The sequence below is a fragment of the Vibrio sp. OY15 genome (genome assembly GCF_000742455.1).
GTDB classification, from domain to species: Bacteria; Pseudomonadota; Gammaproteobacteria; order Enterobacterales; family Vibrionaceae; genus Vibrio; species Vibrio alginolyticus.
This window is the reverse complement of the sequence record NZ_JPIL01000012.1, coordinates 534512-551829: the sequence shown is the minus strand read 5'-3', so window position 1 is coordinate 551829 and position 17318 is coordinate 534512. Positions and strand designations below refer to the sequence as shown.

Here is a 17318-nt window from a genome sequence, read left to right as displayed (position 1 = left end):
TTGTTGTCATTAAAGCAATTAGTGCGGTGGGATAATGATAAATATGACAAATCTGTTGCGCTCAGTCGACAACAGCCATAAAGGGCTGCAATTGCTATTAGGCGATTTTTACCAAGATTTCAGTGACGCAGGGATTGATATTGAGATGCTGCATAAACAAAACCGTTTTGAAGCACTCAGATGTTATTCAAAAAGACTAAAGACCATTCTCGTCTTGTTATGTGATGACGACTTACCACCAAAATTGGCAAAGCTTGAACACTTAAACAAACACCATTTCCCTGCTCCTAATGAATTGATTGAGGACGTTAAAACCGAGCTTAACAACGTAAACAAACAAATTAGCCAGCTGTTAAAAATCGAAAATTCAATCGATAGCCGCACAGGTAGTGAATCGTAGGGGTGGCTCATGAGTAATAAGCAAATAGAACATCACCTCAAAAAGGCGCTCGTTTCGAACAACGAAGCTTCGAAGGTAACAGCAGACGATACAATCGTGCTAGCCAGTGCAATGACCAGCGTACACAAAACCTTGCTGGTTATCTTTTTGCTTTCCATGGTGGCTATCGCCGTGGCATCTCAGGCTCGTATCGACATTGTGGTGTCGGTGCGCGGTGAGCTATTGCTCGAATCTGACATCGAAAAAGTGCAACACCTTGAAGGCGGTATTCTAGAAGAAATGCTAGTGCGCAAAGGCGAAGTGGTTTATGAAGGTCAGCCTATTGCACGCCTTCGCTCTCTGGATAGAAACACTCAACTTGATACGGTAAACACAGAGATCATTCAGCTTGAGCTAGACAAGATTCGTTACGAAAGCCTGCGCGATATGGTGGAACCCGATTTTTCTGCCTACATCGAAAAGTACCCAGAATTAGTGCAAGTCAACATGAATACCTGGCAGCAAGAGTTTTCTAAAAACCGTTCCAATGAAGAGTTGATCACTCACGATATCCAACATAAGAATTCGCTTATTGATTCAATGCTCAAGCGCCGTAAAAGCTCCGAGAACCAGCTCTCCTTGATACGCAAGCAGCTCAATATTAAGAACACCTTGTACAAAGAGGAAATGGCGTCTTACGTCGATGTTCTGAATATGCAGGTTCAAGAGTCAAACATGGTGCGTGAGATAGAAAACCTTGATGAGTCGGTCATGAATGAGCGCTTCCAACTCGACAAACTAGAGAAGCAGTACCGAGACTTGGTGGAGAATCGTAATGCCGAGTATCAAGCACAAATCATTCAAGCAAACAAGGACTTAAAGTTGAAACGTATATTACGTCCTCAACACTCAGATAAAGTGGATCGCCTCGTGGTTTACGCCCCTATTGACGGTGTAGTAGATAAAGTGCACTTCAACTTCCGCTCCGCTGTGATACCGCCAGGTGAAAGCATCGCGGACATTGCACCGATCAATAACGCCCTTCATGGAGAGGCGAAGATCCCGCGTAAAGACATGGGTTTTGTAGAAATCGGACAAGCGGTCAAAGTGAAGATGGATACCTACAACTTTGCCAAATACGGATTTTTGGAAGGTCGAATTGCATCGATCAGCCGTTCTTCTTATGAAGAAGAAGACGCTGAATTCTACCTCGCGGAAATCCAAATCAGTCAAAACTATCTAGAGCGCGGAGGCACACAATACAAGCTGTCCCCTTATATGGAGTTTACCGCAGACGTGAAAACAGGTTCACGCCGGGTTATCGAATACGCAGCGAAGCCGGTTATGTCGGCTATCGAAGACGCATTCGATGAGAGGTGATGGATGAGTAGCAAACCTTCTTACAATATTTCCGTTCCTGTTATGCGCCTAAGCATTGCTTTCAGCTTGATGCTGGCTGCCCTCGCCTTTTATTTGTATATCTCTTGGGACAAAGTGGATTCAGTCGAGAAAGTGCAAAACGCGCCTCTGTTGGTTCAAGCTCAACAGCTCAACCAAACTATCGAGTTTGATATTCAAACGCTTCAACGCTGTTTAAGCGCACGTTATTGCAGTGCAACAGAGCTTGATTTTGATGTTCTGAAAGACGAAATTGACCAATTTAAGTCGCTCGCGTCACTCAACAAAACCGAGTTTAGCTTGGTGGGCGCGACCGAATACACGCAGCTTGAACTGGCAATCAATCGGTTCTCAGACAGCCAAAAAACACGCGACGATGTGTTGGCACTGTACCTCTCGCTCACCAATAACTACCTACAAATGGACGACAACTACCGGACCATATTTAACAACCATGCGAGCGACCTAATGATGGAGAAAAACGAGTTCTTCATTTGGTTGTTTGTGGTCGTTGTCGTACTGGTTGGTATCGCAGTGCTATCGAACTTGGTGGCAATCCTTAAGCTGAAAAAATCCAGCTCGAATGAGCGTGACATTGACCAAGAATTCGATGAGCTTTATCAAGAGCTCAAACAACTGGATTTACAAAGGTTGGAAGAGTTGCTGAATGAAGTGAGCATCAATCCGAAGCAGCGTCAGATCTACTCTCACCTAAAACTGATTTTCAGCAAACTCGAAGAACAAAAACGCAATAACGATCTCTACAAGCAGCTCTATGCTCTGATTGGTTACGAGATTCGTGGCATCACCAACACCATTAACGGCGGCGTGCAATATCTCGTTCAAGAGACCGATGAGAGCGGCGTGTTGATGGCGCAAGATATAACCTCGGCTGCCAATACCCTGTCTGAATTGGCAGAGAACTACAACCGACTCATTTCACAAGGGACCGAGAGCAAATCTAAAGAGTTTTCACTGCTGAATGTGCTGTCTGAATTGATGATTCACATCAGTTCCAAAGTGCAGCGAAATGAAGGTGAGCTAGACTGCTTTATCTCAGATAACTTACCAAACCGTGTTGAAGGACAATCCACCAGCTTATTCTGGGTGTTGTTCCTACAGTTATCGAATGCCATCCAACTCAAAGCCGATAAGAAACTGTTTGTCACCATTGAGTCAGGCGCGGCGTCAGACATTGAAAACACCCGCTTGACCATCAATCTAAACTTCTTAACCACACTGGATGTGCCGTTTGCCAAGCTCAATACCCTACACTGGAGCGACCATAAGCAGCACACTGCAACCAAAGACGATTTGGCGAAAAGCGTACTGAAAGATTATGGCTATTACGAGAGCCATTGGTATCAATCGGGCAATCAGGAACGTTTTCAAATTCAGCTCGATTTGAAAGCCAAAAGCTTCCACACCGAGAAAACTCGCTTCGACAATAAGCGTTTGTTGCTGTGTGCCAACTCTCAGCTGCGCATTGATGTAATGAACAAAATGTTAGTCAACTTGGGCTTGGAGATCACGCCAATTCGAACGCCGAACGAACTCTTCTCTGCTGCAAAAACCTTTGGCGAATACGATGCCATCATGCTGACCGACACGTTCGAGCCAAACAAGCTGCCCTCACTGAGCAAAACGGTGAAATCGCAACTGCGCAATCACCCGAACACCAAGTTGTTGCTTTCAGTCACTAGCACTCAGCAAGCACAAGAGAGCCATACCTTTGTCGACAAGATTCTGAACTCCCCTGCGATTCCGTATGAGTTCATCCCTAACCTATTAGCAATCATGGAAGCGGAAGCCTCTGAAGAACAGATGGAGAACAGCTCATTCCTGATTGTGGAGGATGACCGTGTTCAACAGATTCTACTCAAACGTATTTTGAGCAAGCAAGAATACGAAGCCGACACCGTTGGCGATGGCGCAGACGCCGTTCAGCATTTCATGAATCAGCGCTCAGACATCATTTTTATGGACTGCATCATGCCGGGCATGGGCGGCATTGAAGCGACCAAACGCATTCGACAATACGAACAAGAGAGCGGACAGAACCCTTGCACCATTATAGGTGCGACAGCATTGACCAGCAGTAATGAACACCAAGCTTGTATCGAAGCTGGAATGGATTACGTGATCAGCAAACCTTATAAAAACGACGAAATCATCAAGGTGATCAACAAGTATGTGGCGGTACAGAAACTTAACTAGCTGTATATTGGCAGCGCTTACATTGAGCAACGCTCCTTCGGCAATGGCGACCACCTTGCTTGAGGCGGTCAAACTCGGCTTGGAAAACAATTTATCTCTGCGCGCTAGTGACAAAGGCGTGGAAGAAAACGAATACAACATCGACATTAGCCGTTCTAAGTTTCTACCCTCTTTAAACGGTGCTGCTGATACCACATGGAATGAAAACGAAACCATATTAACGGGAACACCGGATACACGTTCTAGCTACAACTCGAACAGCTACAGCGTGTCTTTATCCCAATCGGTGTTTAACCTTGGTGACATCTTTAAATACGGCACCGCGAAGCTTGATTTCAACATTGAAGAAATCAAACACGAGAACAAAATCCAGAGCACCATTTCTGAAATCGCGACGCAATATTTCGAATACCTCAAAAACAACGCGCAAATCAAAGCCACCCAAGTAGAACTTAAATCGTCTGAAACACGTGAGCGCCAAATGCGTCGCAACGTGGAACTTGGCAACACTGCGGCGAGCGAGTTGTATGAGGTAATTGCCCAGAAAGAAGGCATTGCCAATCGCTTAAGAACCTTAGAGAAAGACCGGCGCGTAATTTTGAACGGTTTAGAGATTCAAGTTCAATACCCAGTCACCCCATCACAAGACATCTACGAAAGTGTTCCCTTGGAGGAAATCAGCGAATCCGAACAACGTGAGATTCTTGAACAAGCTTTGAAGCTCAATAACGACTTATTGGTTGCGAAGAAAACCGTCGAGCGCAGCCGAAGAGGCTTGAAAGAAAGCGGTTCAAACTTTGTGCCGACCGTATCGCTCTCTGCCAGTTACCGTTACGACGATGCGAACAACTATGACCGAACCGACCCAACCGCAACAGGGGACAGTAACTCGACGAGCGTCGGGTTGAACTTGAATGTGCCAATTTTCTCCGGCGGTTCGGATTACTACGGTTATCAAAAATCGTCGACTGCCATCGAGCGAACCGAGCTGCTGTACCAAGATTCATTGTTCGCGACGCGCAATAGCGTTAACACCTCAGTACTCAACATTAACGACTTCTCCCGAGCTATTAGCAGTTACGAGAACATCATCCGTGCCAACTACGCTTCCTACAAAGGCATTCAACGCGCCTATCAGCTTGGTACGCGAACCATTACCGACTTACTGGCAGCGGAAAGTAAACTGTTTAGCGCGCTACGTGATTACGAGAGCGCGCGTTATGACTACATCATTGAATCGATCAATCTTGAGCAAATCAAAGGCATGCTGTCGGTGCAATCCATCGAAAGCATCATGCAGTTGATGGGCGATATCGAAGGCAGAAGCAATCAAGACTTAGTTCCAAAACACCTTCTCTCCAAACCATCGATTAAGAAAGGAGGTCGCAATGCAAACTGAGCACTTTTCCCAGAAGATTAACTTTGCTGACAAGTGTTATCTGACTTTCTCAACGGTCATCTCCACGCTGTTTGGTTTAGTGCTGCCCTTTTCGATACTGATTATTTTTGACCGAGTTTTACCTAACCAAGCCAAAGACACGCTGTTTCTTCTGTTTGCCATTATCTTAATAACCATCCTCCTCGACTATCACTTAAAAAATCAGGAAGAGAAGATTTCGTCGGTGATCATGAAGCAGTTCGAAACCAACTTAACCAACAAGGTGTTTCAATCCATCTGTTTGGCTGAGATTTCGAAGTTTCGTCGTCTAGAACCCGGTGAATATCTAGAGCGTATTGCCACCATTCCAGAGATTAAATCCTTCTTTGGCGGAGAATCTGTACGGGCATTGATCAACCTTGCCGTCAGTATACTGACCATTCTGATTATCGGTGTGATCAACATTTGGGCGGGAGTGACCATCTTGCTCGCCTCCATCATTTTGGCGGTGTTCGCACTCAGTCTTTCAAAGCAGAAAATCAACAGCTTAGAAAACAAATCCGACATCGAAGGCTTAACTACTTCTAAAATCATCGAGATCATCTCTAGCCCACTCGATATCAAAGCGCGCAATATGGAATATCGCGTTGAGAGCTTGATGACACAAATGGTGGAAGAACGTGAAGTCGAGAACATCAAATACGAGCAAATTGAATCAAACTTCAACCTTATCTTGTCGCTCATACAACAGCTCTCCATCGCTTGTGTGGTGGTGGTTTTGGCAACGGCAGTTATCAACATGCAATCGAGCCAAGGCATCATGGCTGCCATCATCATGCTTACCAACCGCTACTTCGCGCCATACCAGCAAGTAATGCGCACGGTGAGCCGCTGGGAGTTGAACAAGCTTCATATTCAACGTATCGCCGAGCTGCTTGAGCTTGCTGCATCTATAGAACAACAAAACGACACGACGGAAGTCGAGCGCATCTCGGTGAAGTATTCGGAAAAACAACGCATCGAGTTTGAACGCGGTCAGGCTTACTTGCTGACGGGGAAAAGCGGCGCGGGCAAAACCCACCTCGCCAATTGCATTACGCGGCAAAACACCGACAGCAAGCTCGATATCCAAATCAACGAGACACCGCTCGATGACGTCAACTACAACGTCTGGCGTAATAGCGTGCTCATGGTCGACAAAACCAGTTCGTTCGTCGAAGGCACCATCATCGACAACTTGACTTGTTTCCGCCCAAGCTTAAATAACACGGCATTTGCGCTTTGCGAAACCATGAACATCAAGGCACAAATCGATGCCCTTCCCGCTGGTTTTTACACCGAGCTTAAAGGACATTTACGCAACCCATTCTCGCGCCAAGTCGCTTATGCCTTGTTGTTAGTGCGTGCCTTACTCGCGAACAAACGTGTGTTGATCTTCGACGACATCGACTGTGTTTATGATGACGACTTTGCTCGATTGGTTTTGACCAGCACCGCCTATCGCGCCAACGACAAAATCCTCATCATCGTCAGCAACAAGATGGACAAACTCAATCATCGCCTCAAACGCGTCAAACTTACCGGAGGTGACCAATGAGTATTTTGGTTGATTTTAATAATGTCCCTCAACGCTTGTTGGACTTTGAGGCTCGCAGTTATGACGAGCGATACAATCAGTCACCTTTGATTCATGGCTTAGCTTACACACTCATTGCGCTTGAATGGGAAGGCACACCTTCTATCCTCAGCGACGCTTTTATCCCTAAGCCAAAAGACAGCGACAGTTTTATCGCCACGATTGAACGCCTTGGTTACCGTTGTGACGTCACCAAACTAAAAACGTTGGAGCACATCGAGGGGCATCCTCACCCTTGTTTTATCGAGATAGAAAACCTCACTGCGATTTTCTTGAGCACCAAAGACGGCAAGCTGATCCTGTTTGATTACACCAATAACAACACCATTGAATACCCGCTCTGCAAAAAGCCATGCTTGTTGGTCTCGATCAGCGAATACTCGCGCTTGTTCCGAGAGCCACCACCTGAATCTCAAGACCGCACCAACTGGATTAAATACGCGTTTTATCGCTACAACAATGAACTCAAAAGCCTGATTATTCTCAGCTTCGTGGTCAGCATTCTCGGCGCACTCCAGCCTTTTTTTATTATGAGTGTGTACAACTTCGCCTTAACCTCTAGCTCGCAAGCCACGCTCTATTGGCTCACGTTATTTGCTGTGATTGTTGGGTTCTCGGAATACTTTTTCAAGAAAATGCGGGTCAACATCATCGCCACATCAGGGAAGGATTTGGCGGTGCATATTTCTCAAAACGTAATATCCAAACTGTTGTGGCTTCCTTATTCGATGACATCTACCGCTGGTGTCTCTTCTCAGTTAGCACGTTTGAAAGACATCGACACTTTCCGCCGTTTGGTAACCGCAGAGTCAACATTAAGCTACTTCGACATGCCGTTTGTTATCGTATTCATTATTGCCATTGCTCTTATGTCTGGTACCGCAGCGCTAGTCGTTATGGCGGGGTTGATTCTAATGTTGGTGTTCTGTGTTTATTCTCGTTACATCTACTCGCAAGCCACGTCCAAGAGCTCTCGCGCCAACGCCATGGTTTCTTACCAATGGAATGAGATTCTTCGTGGTATAAAAACCATCCAAGGCTTGCCATTGTTGCGTGTTATCCAGTCCCGCTTTAGCGCATCACATTTACAAAGCACAAACGATGCAGAACATGTTTCAGTGACTAATAGCAGGGTTCAGGCAGCAGGCGGGAGTTTGATTCAGGTTATTGGTACCGCAAGTATCGTCGCGGCCGTTATCGGCGTGATGGACGGCACCTCCGATACAGGTGCAATGCTTGCTACCGTAATTTTAGTCTGGAAGGCGTTGGGGCCTATTATGGGCATCTACAACTCTATTTCTAAGTTCCAATCCATTAAGGCGTCTTCTGCGCAAATCAACAACCTTATGGCGATGAATGACGATAAGCTAACGTTAGAGAAAAGCCCCCCTATTCGCCTCTTTCAAGGTAGTATCGTCGGCTCTGGTGTGAGCCATCGTTATAGTGGTGCGGCAACAGGCTTAACTAATCTTGGTTTTAAAATTCCACCGGGCGCAAAAGTTGTGATTTGTGGACCAACAGGTTGCGGTAAAACGACGCTCATTTCTATTATCGCTGGGCTAGAGGAACGCTATCAAGGCTCAGTTTCGGTGGACGGTTATAACATCAAACAATTCAACAGTTACCGCTATCGAACCTCGATTAACTACATCCCGTTTAACCTGCATATTTTTGAAGGCTCCTTGGAGACTAACTTCATCTTGCATAATGGGTTAATCCCAACAGAAAAAATGCGTGAAATGGTGAGTTTCTTTGAGCTCGATACATGGTTGCCACAAGGCCTGGACACTCAATTGAGCGTTGATATCTGTAAAAGTTTACCAAATGGTATTCAACAAAGACTGCGGCTCGCATTAGGGCTAGGCAACTGCGAACAATCTTTGATTATCATTGACGAGCCATTTAATGGTGCAGAGCAAGAAAATTCCCACTACTTCAAGCGGTTATTTAGCGACAAACTACTCAATAAGACCGTTATTTTCTCAACGAATGATCCGGGCATGATCTCTACATCCAATATGAGCTTAGTCTTGGAGCCAGATGGCAACCTGAAGTATTTCGGGTTAACCGATAAGTACTTAAAAAGTCTAAGTTAAGTTCGGAATGTGGTGTGGTTCATCATTCATACTTGAGCACGGTCATTGACAAAAATGTAAACGATGAGACTATTTACTCTGTAAGCGCGTACACTAAGGAATCCGATGTATACATTTGTTGCAGACAAATTGGATGTGGTTTATTTATCAACGATACCAGAAAACTACCAGTTACAAGACTTCGACGTGCCTGAAGAAGAACTCGAAATTCGTGAAATTGTAGAGGTATGGTATGAGTGTGCGTTTCTTCCTGACTTTAACCTTCAACACATCGACATCGAAAACAAAACTGCTTTGGTCGAGACACAAGCGCAAGTCGTAAACAACTACACAAGTACGCTCGCTTTTTTACTCAAAAGTCGTACTTATCGCGCAGCACTTAACCGATTATTGAGTGTATGGAGATTGGAGGCAGCAGCTAAAGCACAGCTTGAGCTGCTGTTACTTACGGAAGAACAGAGTAGCAAGCCAGTAAATTAATCAGCTAGGATAAGGGGCTAAAAATCTCAAACCCAACCATCGAATCGGAGACGTTTCTGCACGCGTTCAACCGCCTCTATCTGCATCTGACGAACACGCTCGTTAGATACGTTTAATAACAGGCCTATTTCCGACAAGGTTTTCACTCTCTGGTCAAATAATCCGAATCGATGGATCAAGACTTTCTGCAACTTAGTTGGCAAAGTTTTAATAATATTTTCAATGGCTTGAGTAAAGCACTGGTTTTCACAGTCTTGTTGTGGATCTGGCGTGTACTCACTTTCACACAGTTCAAGAACAAATGGAACACGATGTAGGTCCGCAGTGGTCGATACATCAATAAAACCACTTAGAGCAACAAGTTCATCTATACGTTCTGCTTTCACCCCTGAGCAGCGTGAGAGTTCAGAAATAGACAACTCCTTGCTCTCACTTTTTGACGCATCTAGCTTTTTTAAAGCCAGGCTATTTATCTCTTTGCACACATGAGCAGGTAAACGTACCGTGCGGCCATTGTTCATTAATGCCGCTTCTATATTCTCGCGAATCCACCATACCGCATAAGTAGAAAAACGGTAGCCTGGCTCAGGATCGAACTTATCGACCGCTTTTATCAAACCAATGTTACCTTCTTCTATTAAATCGAGCAGAGTAAAGTTATTACCTGGCCGTTTGAGGTAACCTTTTGCGATTTTCACAACAAGTCGAAGATTAGACTCAATCAACATTTCGCGCGCTTCTTCATCACCAGCTCGATTAAGTTTGGCGTAATGCAACTCCTCTTCACGAGACAACAAATCAATCCCCACAATATCTTTGAGATAGTGAGCATAAGGGTCTTTCCCAACTGACAACGATTCTTTCATTGACAGTTCATCCGTGACAGCTCGGAACCTAGCAAAGCATTCGTTGTTCATTCCCCGTCCTTCTCAAGCCAACTTATTTCTTATCTTCTTTAATTGTTTTTGTACAACACTGTATGCATCATGCTTTATATGCATTACTTTACACTGAGTGTAGACAGGGGTTCTGATCTTTACCAAGAAATCACTTATCACTTTAAAACAATTACTGCTTCTATGATAAAAACGTGAGCAGGCGGGGGTTTATATATATGAAAGTGATAGTATTTGTACGCAAATTGGCCTCAAAGAAAACAACGCAACGTGGTCGTCAACGCTTACCACGTTACTCTGACTAAACCTTTGAGGCTTGAGGATGCTTTGAAGTATCAGTTGAATTAGCGAGACCTAATTCACTTGACGAAGCGCAGGTTGAAGCTGACAGTCTGTTATGACTTGGAAAACTGCACGATTCTTTCCTTCAGACTTACCTTGATACATCAACTCGTCAGCATCTTGCAAGCTCACGATGTGGGTAAACTCAGGATAGTAAGCACAGCCCAAACTGATACTCAAATGAATTGCTTGTCCGCCCAGTATAACAGGCTGATCGTAAACGGCTTTACAAAGCATATTCGCAAAATTGAGTGCTTCTCGCTCTGACAGAGACGACGTAACGAGTGCGAACTCTTCTCCTCCAATTCTCGCCAATGTCATTCGGTCATCAGTCATCGACTTAGCGGCTTCTGCGATGGCAACTATTGCTCGGTCTCCAGCAAGGTGGCCATATCGATCATTGATTGATTTAAAATCATCAATATCAAACACCATCACCGTTAAGTTTCGCTTCAAATGATTCAGTAGCGCCAATTGCTCAATCAGGTGTCTACGGTTGTATAGCTTTGTGAGAGAATCCGTCAACGTCATCTCTAGCAATTGCTGATTGGCAATCGTTAATTGCCTTGTCCGAAGAGCAACCATACGTTTGAGGGCAAAAATATGATAAAGCGTTGCAACCGCCATAATGAAAATAGCAATAGGGAAAAGATAAAGTGGATAAACCGTTTTCACCACACTCCAACGGGTGAGGATCCGCTCACGGTCCGTATCGATGACTTTTTCAAACGCTCTTGATACCTCTAAAATGGAAGTTGCACTGTGCATTCCTGCTGCAATCCGAAGATCTTTACTATATAAGCTAATTGTCGGGACAAACATACCCGCTCCCGGCGTGGTTGCCATATAAAAGTTAGCAACTTGCAGGTCTGCAACAAAGTACAGCACCTTTTTATCGACGGCGGCTTGTATCATCGAATCATTGTTAATGTATTCTGCGATAGGTGCATTCGGATAATTCGTCTGAACAAACTCAGACTCGTAACTTCCTTTAACAACGCCAATTGGCAGCGTCATTTCGCCAGTTAAAACACTCCTGATATCAACCGAAAGTACATCTTTATTTACGTACAATTTGGTTTGGATAGGCATTATGACGGCGCCAAAGTCCATATACTTCGCTCTTTCGGGCGAGTAGACAAGTCCTCCGTGAAAGTCAGCCTTACCCTCTTTTACGGCTTGCAAAGAAGCATCCCAATCCAAAAGGAGAAACTGAACGTCAATTTGGTTGTTCGCCGCGTACTCTTTCCAAAAGTCGATTAAAATACCTTTAGGTTCACCATCTGGGCTAAGGTAAGAGAACGGCTTCCACGCTTTGGAGTTAGCAACAATTAAAGAATGAGACTCTGATTTGTGCGCATGCGCCATCGGACAAATGGACAGCCACAGTAGTAATAAAGAAGCACACGCTTTTTTACATTTGCAACCATAAGTACCATAACTCGTCGATGACATACCTACTTCTCACCAGTCTTTTTAAACCATAATCTCGGCTGTTTGATTAGACTAAAGATATAGTAGAGTTGCATAAGACAGGAAGTGACGCTTATTGATATGAATCTAACTTAGTAAGTTTTAGTACTTAATTGGTACTTTCAACGCCTGGTTCGCTGAAGCAGTTGAAGCAGTTGAAGCAGTTGAAGCAGTTGAAGCAGTTGAAGCAGTTGAAGCAGTTGAAGCAGTACATGATAAATTAGGAATAACTTATCTGGTACTAAAAAATTGAATATCATCAGTTTTGCAAACACCTAGTACCAATAAAAAAGCCCTATTCAAAATCCACCTTGGGGAGAACTTTGAATAGGGCTCTTTGCCTCTATGCTTCATTTTACGGCTGAAGCTACCTTTACCTTTTTTCGCTTTAACGACTCGTGTTTGGAACAGCTGACTGGTAACAACCGCTTTTAACGCGTTGTCTTTGATTTCACCTCTGCCGAAGTCGGTCTCATGTTGTGAGCCACTCGGTTGAGGACTGATTTTACGCTTTGCCATAAATCCTCCTTAATGGTCGAACCAGATTGGACAATAATTATATAAATAAGTCAAATTTATAGATTTAGTTGAATTTTATGCTAAAAAACTTCACATCACCGTCATTTATTTGAAATTTAATCAAAAACATGCTGGTTAAATAGTGACTAAATACAAATATTTGTCCATAAAGCACTAATATATGTTGACTCTTCGTGGAATTAACCTAGACTCAAACACGGCTAGAAAGAAAGTTCTTTGTTTTCACATTTCGTTGGATTACTTGTAACCCGTCGTCCTGTGGTACGCAATAGCAATTTATTTTTCCACGCTATAAGCGCCGTTGAGGCGAAAGATTACATTATTTAGATATTTAGGAAATAGACATGTCTAACACAGCTACTGGCACAGTTAAGTGGTTCAACGAAACTAAAGGCTTCGGTTTCATTCAACAAGAAAACGGTCCTGACGTATTTGCTCACTTCTCTGCAATCACTGGTGACGGCTTCCGTACTCTAGTTGAAGGCCAGAAAGTAGAATTTGTTATCTCTCAAGGCCAAAAAGGCCCTCAAGCAGAGCAAATCAAAGTACTTTAATTCTTAAAGAATTTGATACGATAGCCAGCTTTTAAAGCTGGCTATTTTTTTGCCTAAAACTTATTTTGCCAACAAAACGATATAAATCTATGGCTCTTAAACCAACCATTTACAAATTTCGTATCGCCATTTCCAATATGAATAATGACTATTACGATTCTAAAAATCTAACTATCGCCCTTCACCCTTCTGAAAAGCCGCAACGAATGTTGGCTCGCATTCTAGCTTACTGTTTAAATGCTCAAAGCAATCTAGAGTTTACAAAAGGACTCTCTACGATTGAAGAGCCTGATTTATGGCATGTTGGCGATGATCAAAGCATTACTCACTGGATTGAAATTGGCGAACCAGAACCAGACAGAATTAAGAAAGCTTCTCGCCTCGCAAAGCATGTAAAAGTTTACACTTATAACACCAAAGCGGCTGTCTGGTGGGACAAAATGTCAGGAAAGTTCTCAATGCTTCCCGTCAACGTAGAGAGCTTTGACTATGACGCTATCGACTTGATTTGTCAGCATCTTGACCGAGGTACTAACCTTTCTGTTATGATTACTGGCAGCTCAATTTTTGTTGATATCAATGATCAACATATCGAAGTAACGGTGAAGGAACTAAAAAACCATGACGTCTCTTAGTGAACTGAGTCAAGAGATGGGATTTGAAGAAATCCCCTTTGTTAAAGAACATAAAGCAGCAAAGCGACGTTGGTTAAAAGAACAGTCACAACTATTTACAAAAGTTTGTGAGAACAAACCCTCAACAGCACCTACTCTTCACCTGCTTGGCCTTTTGACCAAATCACATATTGAAGCAAGTGCTAACTACGAGCAAAATGCTCACTCTACCCAGCGTATGCAGCAAGTTCTGACTGACTCCTTGGGTAATGAGCACGCGGATAAGTTTACAAACCAATCTGCTGAAGACCTAATCTTAGTCACCCACCTTTGGTTATACACGCAAGGCTATTTAAATATGGATTTCAGCTTGGCGCACGATCATGCCGAGCAGACTCAAAATACATTGCAGCATGAGCTTGTCATAAAACGCATGGACGTTGATGCATTCAGAACCGAACTCATGCAAAGTTTTTATCAAGGTAAAGAAGCCCGTCCGGCTTCAGCAAGTGGCTTTTGGGGTTGGTTTAAACGTCTATTTTCCGCATAAAATACATGGTTTTATCCATTTCAAACAACTGATAGACTTCACGTTCAGTGCAACAAGCATCATGATTGCATTCTTAAAGGACAATTACCCAATGAACATCAAGGGATCATTATGAAGTTTATCCGTTGGATTTTAGGCAAGGTTATCTTATTGCTGAACGCGGTGTTCTCACCTCGTGGTATTAAGCGCACCGCAGAAGAACAGCAACGTATTGATGAAAAAGCGAAACAATACGCACTTTACCAATTTGAAGCCTGCCCTTTTTGCGTAAAGGTCCGCCGTGCAATGAAGCGTCAATCGGTGAACATTGAGCTACGTGATGCAAAAAATAACCCGACTCATCGAGCTGAACTAGAGCAAGGTGGTGGGCGAGTTAAAGTCCCTTGTCTTCGTATCGAAAAAGATGGCGAGACACAGTGGTTATACGAGTCATCTGACATCGTCGCTTACGTTGAAAAAGAATTTGCCTAAGTTCCCCCTATGAACATTGGCGGATGTAAAAGAGGCACCTAACGGTGCCTCTTTTCTATTTTTTCTAGCTAAATGTTGCCGTGCGAGCTTTCCTTATTCAGTCTTCTTGCTCAACTCCGAACTTAAACTCCACTAAGCAAATAACGGGTATGCGAGAACAACACAACGAAGATTACCGCCTAACGTCTGCGTTATTCATCCACGATCAATGTTAGCTCTACGCGCCGATTGCAAGCTTTACCACTCGCTGTCGCATTGCTGCACTTCGGTACATACTCTCCGAAGCCTCTAGAAAACACTCGTTGACGTGGAATACTCGTCGCCAATAGTTGTTTTTCTACTTCACGAGCTCGCTTTTCAGATAGCGTGTCATTGAAGCTTTCAGCTCCCGTGCTATCCGCATGACCATCAATCACGACATCAACATCAGTTCTTCCAGCCAGATAGTGACCAATGTTTCGAATCCAGTCTTGAGATTGAGCCGATAACCGTGCAGAACCCGTTTGAAAATGCACTTGCTCTTTCAAACGTATCATCAGGTGACCACCACTGAGCGTCTCGTGAGGAATGTTATGCCTGCTCAGGAACATTTCCAGAGAGGTCACGTTTTGCGACTTTTTTACTGACGCCCTCGCCGTTTGATATGAACGAGGGGAAGAAGCCACATTGGATGCGCTCGGGTATCCCCATTCTGGGTGTCTCAGCTCTGTGTTTGATTTAGGAGCTGTATCTAAAATGTCCCCACCTGGGACCATATCTTGATCGAGGCTACTGCACCCGGCCAGAATGCCACAAACAATTAAAAACCAATGCTTCATACCATTACCAACGTAGAAAAACTCTTGTTCATTGTGTCGACAAAACACGCCGAATCTTTAGCGCTTTTGTCCACCGATTGGTTTGTCTATGCAGCGTTCATGCCACTGGAGTCAATGCAAAATCATCTCTCAAATAAAACGCAACACTAAAATACCCTACCCTTGCAGCCCATACGTCAGGCTAAGTCTGTTACCAATGGTCTCACTTTATTGTTATTTAATGGTTTTAGTCACTATCGTTAACCGATAAACTAACGCAAATTTCTCATTTAGAGCACTACTATGTTAAAAACCATATCGAAAGGCTTTGCTGTTGTTGTTGCCGTAATGGCTTTGTCGGCATGCGATAGCGGCAAGAGTCAGCCTCAGCAAGGCAAACAATACGAAGTTTTGCCAGTATCCCTTGAAGAATATGATTTAGCTCCCCTGACTGAAGCATTCTCTTTAACTTGTGGCCACTGCCGCTCAATGGAAGAGTTTGTCCCTCAAATTGAATCATTGACCGATCAAAGCGTTGAAAAAATGCATGTAACGTTCAATGAAAGTGCACAAGTGAGCGCCATCATCTTCTATACTGCCGTAATGCAGCTTGAATCAACACCAGATAAAGCGTTTATGGCGGATCTTTTTACTGCTGTGCAAATGGGTGCCGATGCAACGGCTGAGGAACGCCAAATCGCTGTTGAGAAAGCCTTTGAGTCTCGCAACCTTATCAGCCCTTACCATTTAGATGAAGCTCAGCAAAAAACGCTGTTTGAGTACATCACTAAGGCAGAAGCGATCACGACTCGCGGCCAAATTAACTCCGTTCCAGCCTTTATCGTAAACGGAAAATATCAAGTGATTACTGGTGGTCATGACAGCGTTGAAGCCATGGCAGAAACCATCAACTTTTTGCTAAAACAACCTAAATAGACAAGGAGATTACGTGTCTAAATTTTTGTTTCCTCTTATTATTTTTATTTTGGCGGGCTTTTTCATTTACCGTACTTGGACAAACCATAAAGTAGCAGATGAAAACTTTGCCAAAGGCCAAGCATTCTTACTAGAGAATGCGAAAAAAGAAGGCGTCATCACAACAGAAAGTGGCCTTCAATACATGGTTCTTGAAAAAGGCGAAGGTGAGGTTCACCCAACTGCAACAAGTAAAGTAAAAGTACACTACCACGGCACCCTGATTGATGGCACGGTATTCGATAGCTCTGTTAATCGTGGTGAGCCGATTTCATTTGGTCTTAACCAAGTCATTAAAGGCTGGCAAGAAGGTCTACAATACATGGTAGAAGGTGAGAAAATCCGCCTTTTCGTACCAAGCACGCTTGGCTATGGTAAGAGTGGCTCTGGCCCAATTCCACCAGCAAGTGTTTTGATCTTTGATGTTGAACTGCTAGAAATTCAATAAATCTAGAAAGCTTTGTCTTAAAGCCAAAGTATCAAAACCAAAAACGCCGCGAACCACGCGGCGTTTTCTGTTTT

General features: G+C 43.9%; 17 protein-coding genes. 13 read left to right on the top strand and 4 right to left on the bottom strand.

From position 1 onward, the window contains the following. The first annotated feature begins 31 nt into the window (after nucleotides 1-31). The 7 genes from IJ23_RS16535 (at nucleotide 32) to IJ23_RS16505 (ending at nucleotide 9584) form a co-directional block, all read left to right on the top strand. Complete coding sequence (locus IJ23_RS16535; RefSeq protein WP_031777210.1) at nucleotides 32-400, top strand: hypothetical protein; 369 nt, start codon at nucleotides 32-34, stop codon at nucleotides 398-400. 9 nt (nucleotides 401-409) lie between these two features. Further along, nucleotides 410-1759, top strand: coding sequence for an HlyD family type I secretion periplasmic adaptor subunit (locus tag IJ23_RS16530; RefSeq protein ID WP_033906830.1), 1350 nt, complete (start codon nucleotides 410-412; stop codon nucleotides 1757-1759). A gap of 3 nt (nucleotides 1760-1762) precedes the next feature. Next, entirely contained in the window at nucleotides 1763-3994 is a 2232-nt protein-coding gene (locus IJ23_RS16525; protein WP_033906828.1) for an ATP-binding response regulator, read from the top strand. After that, a complete protein-coding gene (locus IJ23_RS16520; RefSeq protein WP_033906827.1) occupies nucleotides 3969-5393 on the top strand; it encodes a TolC family protein in 1425 nt (474 codons plus the stop codon). Before IJ23_RS16525 ends, IJ23_RS16520 begins: the two co-directional genes overlap by 26 nt. Beyond that, entirely contained in the window at nucleotides 5383-6969 is a 1587-nt protein-coding gene (locus IJ23_RS16515; protein WP_033906826.1) for an ATP-binding cassette domain-containing protein, read from the top strand. Before IJ23_RS16520 ends, IJ23_RS16515 begins: the two co-directional genes overlap by 11 nt. Continuing rightward, nucleotides 6966-9104, top strand: a complete 2139-nt coding sequence (locus tag IJ23_RS16510; protein WP_033906825.1) for an ATP-binding cassette domain-containing protein — start codon at nucleotides 6966-6968, stop codon at nucleotides 9102-9104. The genes IJ23_RS16515 and IJ23_RS16510 overlap by 4 nt, the downstream gene beginning before the upstream one ends. 105 nt (nucleotides 9105-9209) lie before the next feature. After that, nucleotides 9210-9584, top strand: coding sequence for a hypothetical protein (locus IJ23_RS16505; protein WP_005375619.1), 375 nt, complete (start codon nucleotides 9210-9212; stop codon nucleotides 9582-9584). Nucleotides 9585-9610: 26 nt separating this feature from the next. On the opposite strand, the gene IJ23_RS16500 is transcribed toward IJ23_RS16505, so the two are convergent. The 3 genes from IJ23_RS16500 to IJ23_RS16490 all read right to left on the bottom strand — a co-directional run bounded on the left by IJ23_RS16500 (nucleotide 9611) and on the right by IJ23_RS16490 (nucleotide 12814). Continuing rightward, nucleotides 9611-10501 carry a sigma-70 family RNA polymerase sigma factor gene (locus IJ23_RS16500; RefSeq protein WP_017635872.1) on the bottom strand — a complete coding sequence of 297 codons (891 nt, stop codon included), beginning with the start codon at nucleotides 10499-10501 and terminating at the stop codon, nucleotides 9611-9613. A gap of 333 nt (nucleotides 10502-10834) precedes the next feature. Further along, nucleotides 10835-12277, bottom strand: coding sequence for a transporter substrate-binding domain-containing diguanylate cyclase (locus IJ23_RS16495; RefSeq protein ID WP_017635871.1), 1443 nt, complete (start codon nucleotides 12275-12277; stop codon nucleotides 10835-10837). Nucleotides 12278-12526: 249 nt separating this feature from the next. Further along, nucleotides 12527-12814 carry an alternative ribosome-rescue factor A gene (locus IJ23_RS16490; RefSeq protein WP_017821594.1) on the bottom strand — a complete coding sequence of 96 codons (288 nt, stop codon included), beginning with the start codon at nucleotides 12812-12814 and terminating at the stop codon, nucleotides 12527-12529. Between the two features lie 365 nt (nucleotides 12815-13179). Here IJ23_RS16490 and IJ23_RS16485 point away from each other — a divergent pair, with 365 nt between their 5' ends. The 4 genes from IJ23_RS16485 to IJ23_RS16470 all read left to right on the top strand — a co-directional run bounded on the left by IJ23_RS16485 (nucleotide 13180) and on the right by IJ23_RS16470 (nucleotide 15024). After that, entirely contained in the window at nucleotides 13180-13389 is a 210-nt protein-coding gene (locus IJ23_RS16485) for a cold-shock protein (protein ID WP_005375625.1), read from the top strand. 89 nt (nucleotides 13390-13478) lie between these two features. After that, nucleotides 13479-14024 carry a YaeQ family protein gene (locus IJ23_RS16480; RefSeq protein WP_033906824.1) on the top strand — a complete coding sequence of 182 codons (546 nt, stop codon included), beginning with the start codon at nucleotides 13479-13481 and terminating at the stop codon, nucleotides 14022-14024. Continuing rightward, the gene (locus tag IJ23_RS16475; RefSeq protein ID WP_033906823.1) at nucleotides 14011-14553 is read left to right on the top strand and encodes a hypothetical protein; all 543 of its coding nucleotides are present in this window, start codon (nucleotides 14011-14013) and stop codon (nucleotides 14551-14553) included. The genes IJ23_RS16480 and IJ23_RS16475 overlap by 14 nt, the downstream gene beginning before the upstream one ends. A 111-nt stretch (nucleotides 14554-14664) precedes the next feature. Continuing rightward, nucleotides 14665-15024 (top strand): glutaredoxin family protein, encoded by a 360-nt coding sequence (locus tag IJ23_RS16470; protein WP_005375631.1) that lies wholly within the window; start codon nucleotides 14665-14667, stop codon nucleotides 15022-15024. Nucleotides 15025-15215: 191 nt separating this feature from the next. Here IJ23_RS16470 and IJ23_RS16465 read toward each other — a convergent pair whose 3' ends face one another. After that, nucleotides 15216-15842, bottom strand: a complete 627-nt coding sequence (locus IJ23_RS16465) for an OmpA family protein (RefSeq protein WP_031777209.1) — start codon at nucleotides 15840-15842, stop codon at nucleotides 15216-15218. Nucleotides 15843-16124: 282 nt separating this feature from the next. Here IJ23_RS16465 and IJ23_RS16460 point away from each other — a divergent pair, with 282 nt between their 5' ends. After that, nucleotides 16125-16757 carry a thiol:disulfide interchange protein DsbA/DsbL gene (locus tag IJ23_RS16460; protein ID WP_005375635.1) on the top strand — a complete coding sequence of 211 codons (633 nt, stop codon included), beginning with the start codon at nucleotides 16125-16127 and terminating at the stop codon, nucleotides 16755-16757. Between the two features lie 13 nt (nucleotides 16758-16770). Beyond that, entirely contained in the window at nucleotides 16771-17244 is a 474-nt protein-coding gene (locus IJ23_RS16455) for an FKBP-type peptidyl-prolyl cis-trans isomerase (protein WP_005375638.1), read from the top strand. Nucleotides 17245-17318: the final 74 nt, after the last annotated feature.

Coding starts and splice junctions, on each gene's coding strand:
- IJ23_RS16530 (WP_033906830.1), top strand. CDS start 410: ATGAGTAATAAGCAAATAGAACATCACCTCAAAAAGGCGCTCGTTTCG.
- IJ23_RS16525 (WP_033906828.1), top strand. CDS start 1,763: ATGAGTAGCAAACCTTCTTACAATATTTCCGTTCCTGTTATGCGCCTA.
- IJ23_RS16520 (WP_033906827.1), top strand. CDS start 3,969: ATGTGGCGGTACAGAAACTTAACTAGCTGTATATTGGCAGCGCTTACA.
- IJ23_RS16515 (WP_033906826.1), top strand. CDS start 5,383: ATGCAAACTGAGCACTTTTCCCAGAAGATTAACTTTGCTGACAAGTGT.
- IJ23_RS16510 (WP_033906825.1), top strand. CDS start 6,966: ATGAGTATTTTGGTTGATTTTAATAATGTCCCTCAACGCTTGTTGGAC.
- IJ23_RS16505 (WP_005375619.1), top strand. CDS start 9,210: ATGTATACATTTGTTGCAGACAAATTGGATGTGGTTTATTTATCAACG.
- IJ23_RS16500 (WP_017635872.1), bottom strand. CDS start 10,501: ATGAACAACGAATGCTTTGCTAGGTTCCGAGCTGTCACGGATGAACTG.
- IJ23_RS16495 (WP_017635871.1), bottom strand. CDS start 12,277: ATGTCATCGACGAGTTATGGTACTTATGGTTGCAAATGTAAAAAAGCG.
- IJ23_RS16490 (WP_017821594.1), bottom strand. CDS start 12,814: ATGGCAAAGCGTAAAATCAGTCCTCAACCGAGTGGCTCACAACATGAG.
- IJ23_RS16485 (WP_005375625.1), top strand. CDS start 13,180: ATGTCTAACACAGCTACTGGCACAGTTAAGTGGTTCAACGAAACTAAA.
- IJ23_RS16480 (WP_033906824.1), top strand. CDS start 13,479: ATGGCTCTTAAACCAACCATTTACAAATTTCGTATCGCCATTTCCAAT.
- IJ23_RS16475 (WP_033906823.1), top strand. CDS start 14,011: ATGACGTCTCTTAGTGAACTGAGTCAAGAGATGGGATTTGAAGAAATC.
- IJ23_RS16470 (WP_005375631.1), top strand. CDS start 14,665: ATGAAGTTTATCCGTTGGATTTTAGGCAAGGTTATCTTATTGCTGAAC.
- IJ23_RS16465 (WP_031777209.1), bottom strand. CDS start 15,842: ATGAAGCATTGGTTTTTAATTGTTTGTGGCATTCTGGCCGGGTGCAGT.
- IJ23_RS16460 (WP_005375635.1), top strand. CDS start 16,125: ATGTTAAAAACCATATCGAAAGGCTTTGCTGTTGTTGTTGCCGTAATG.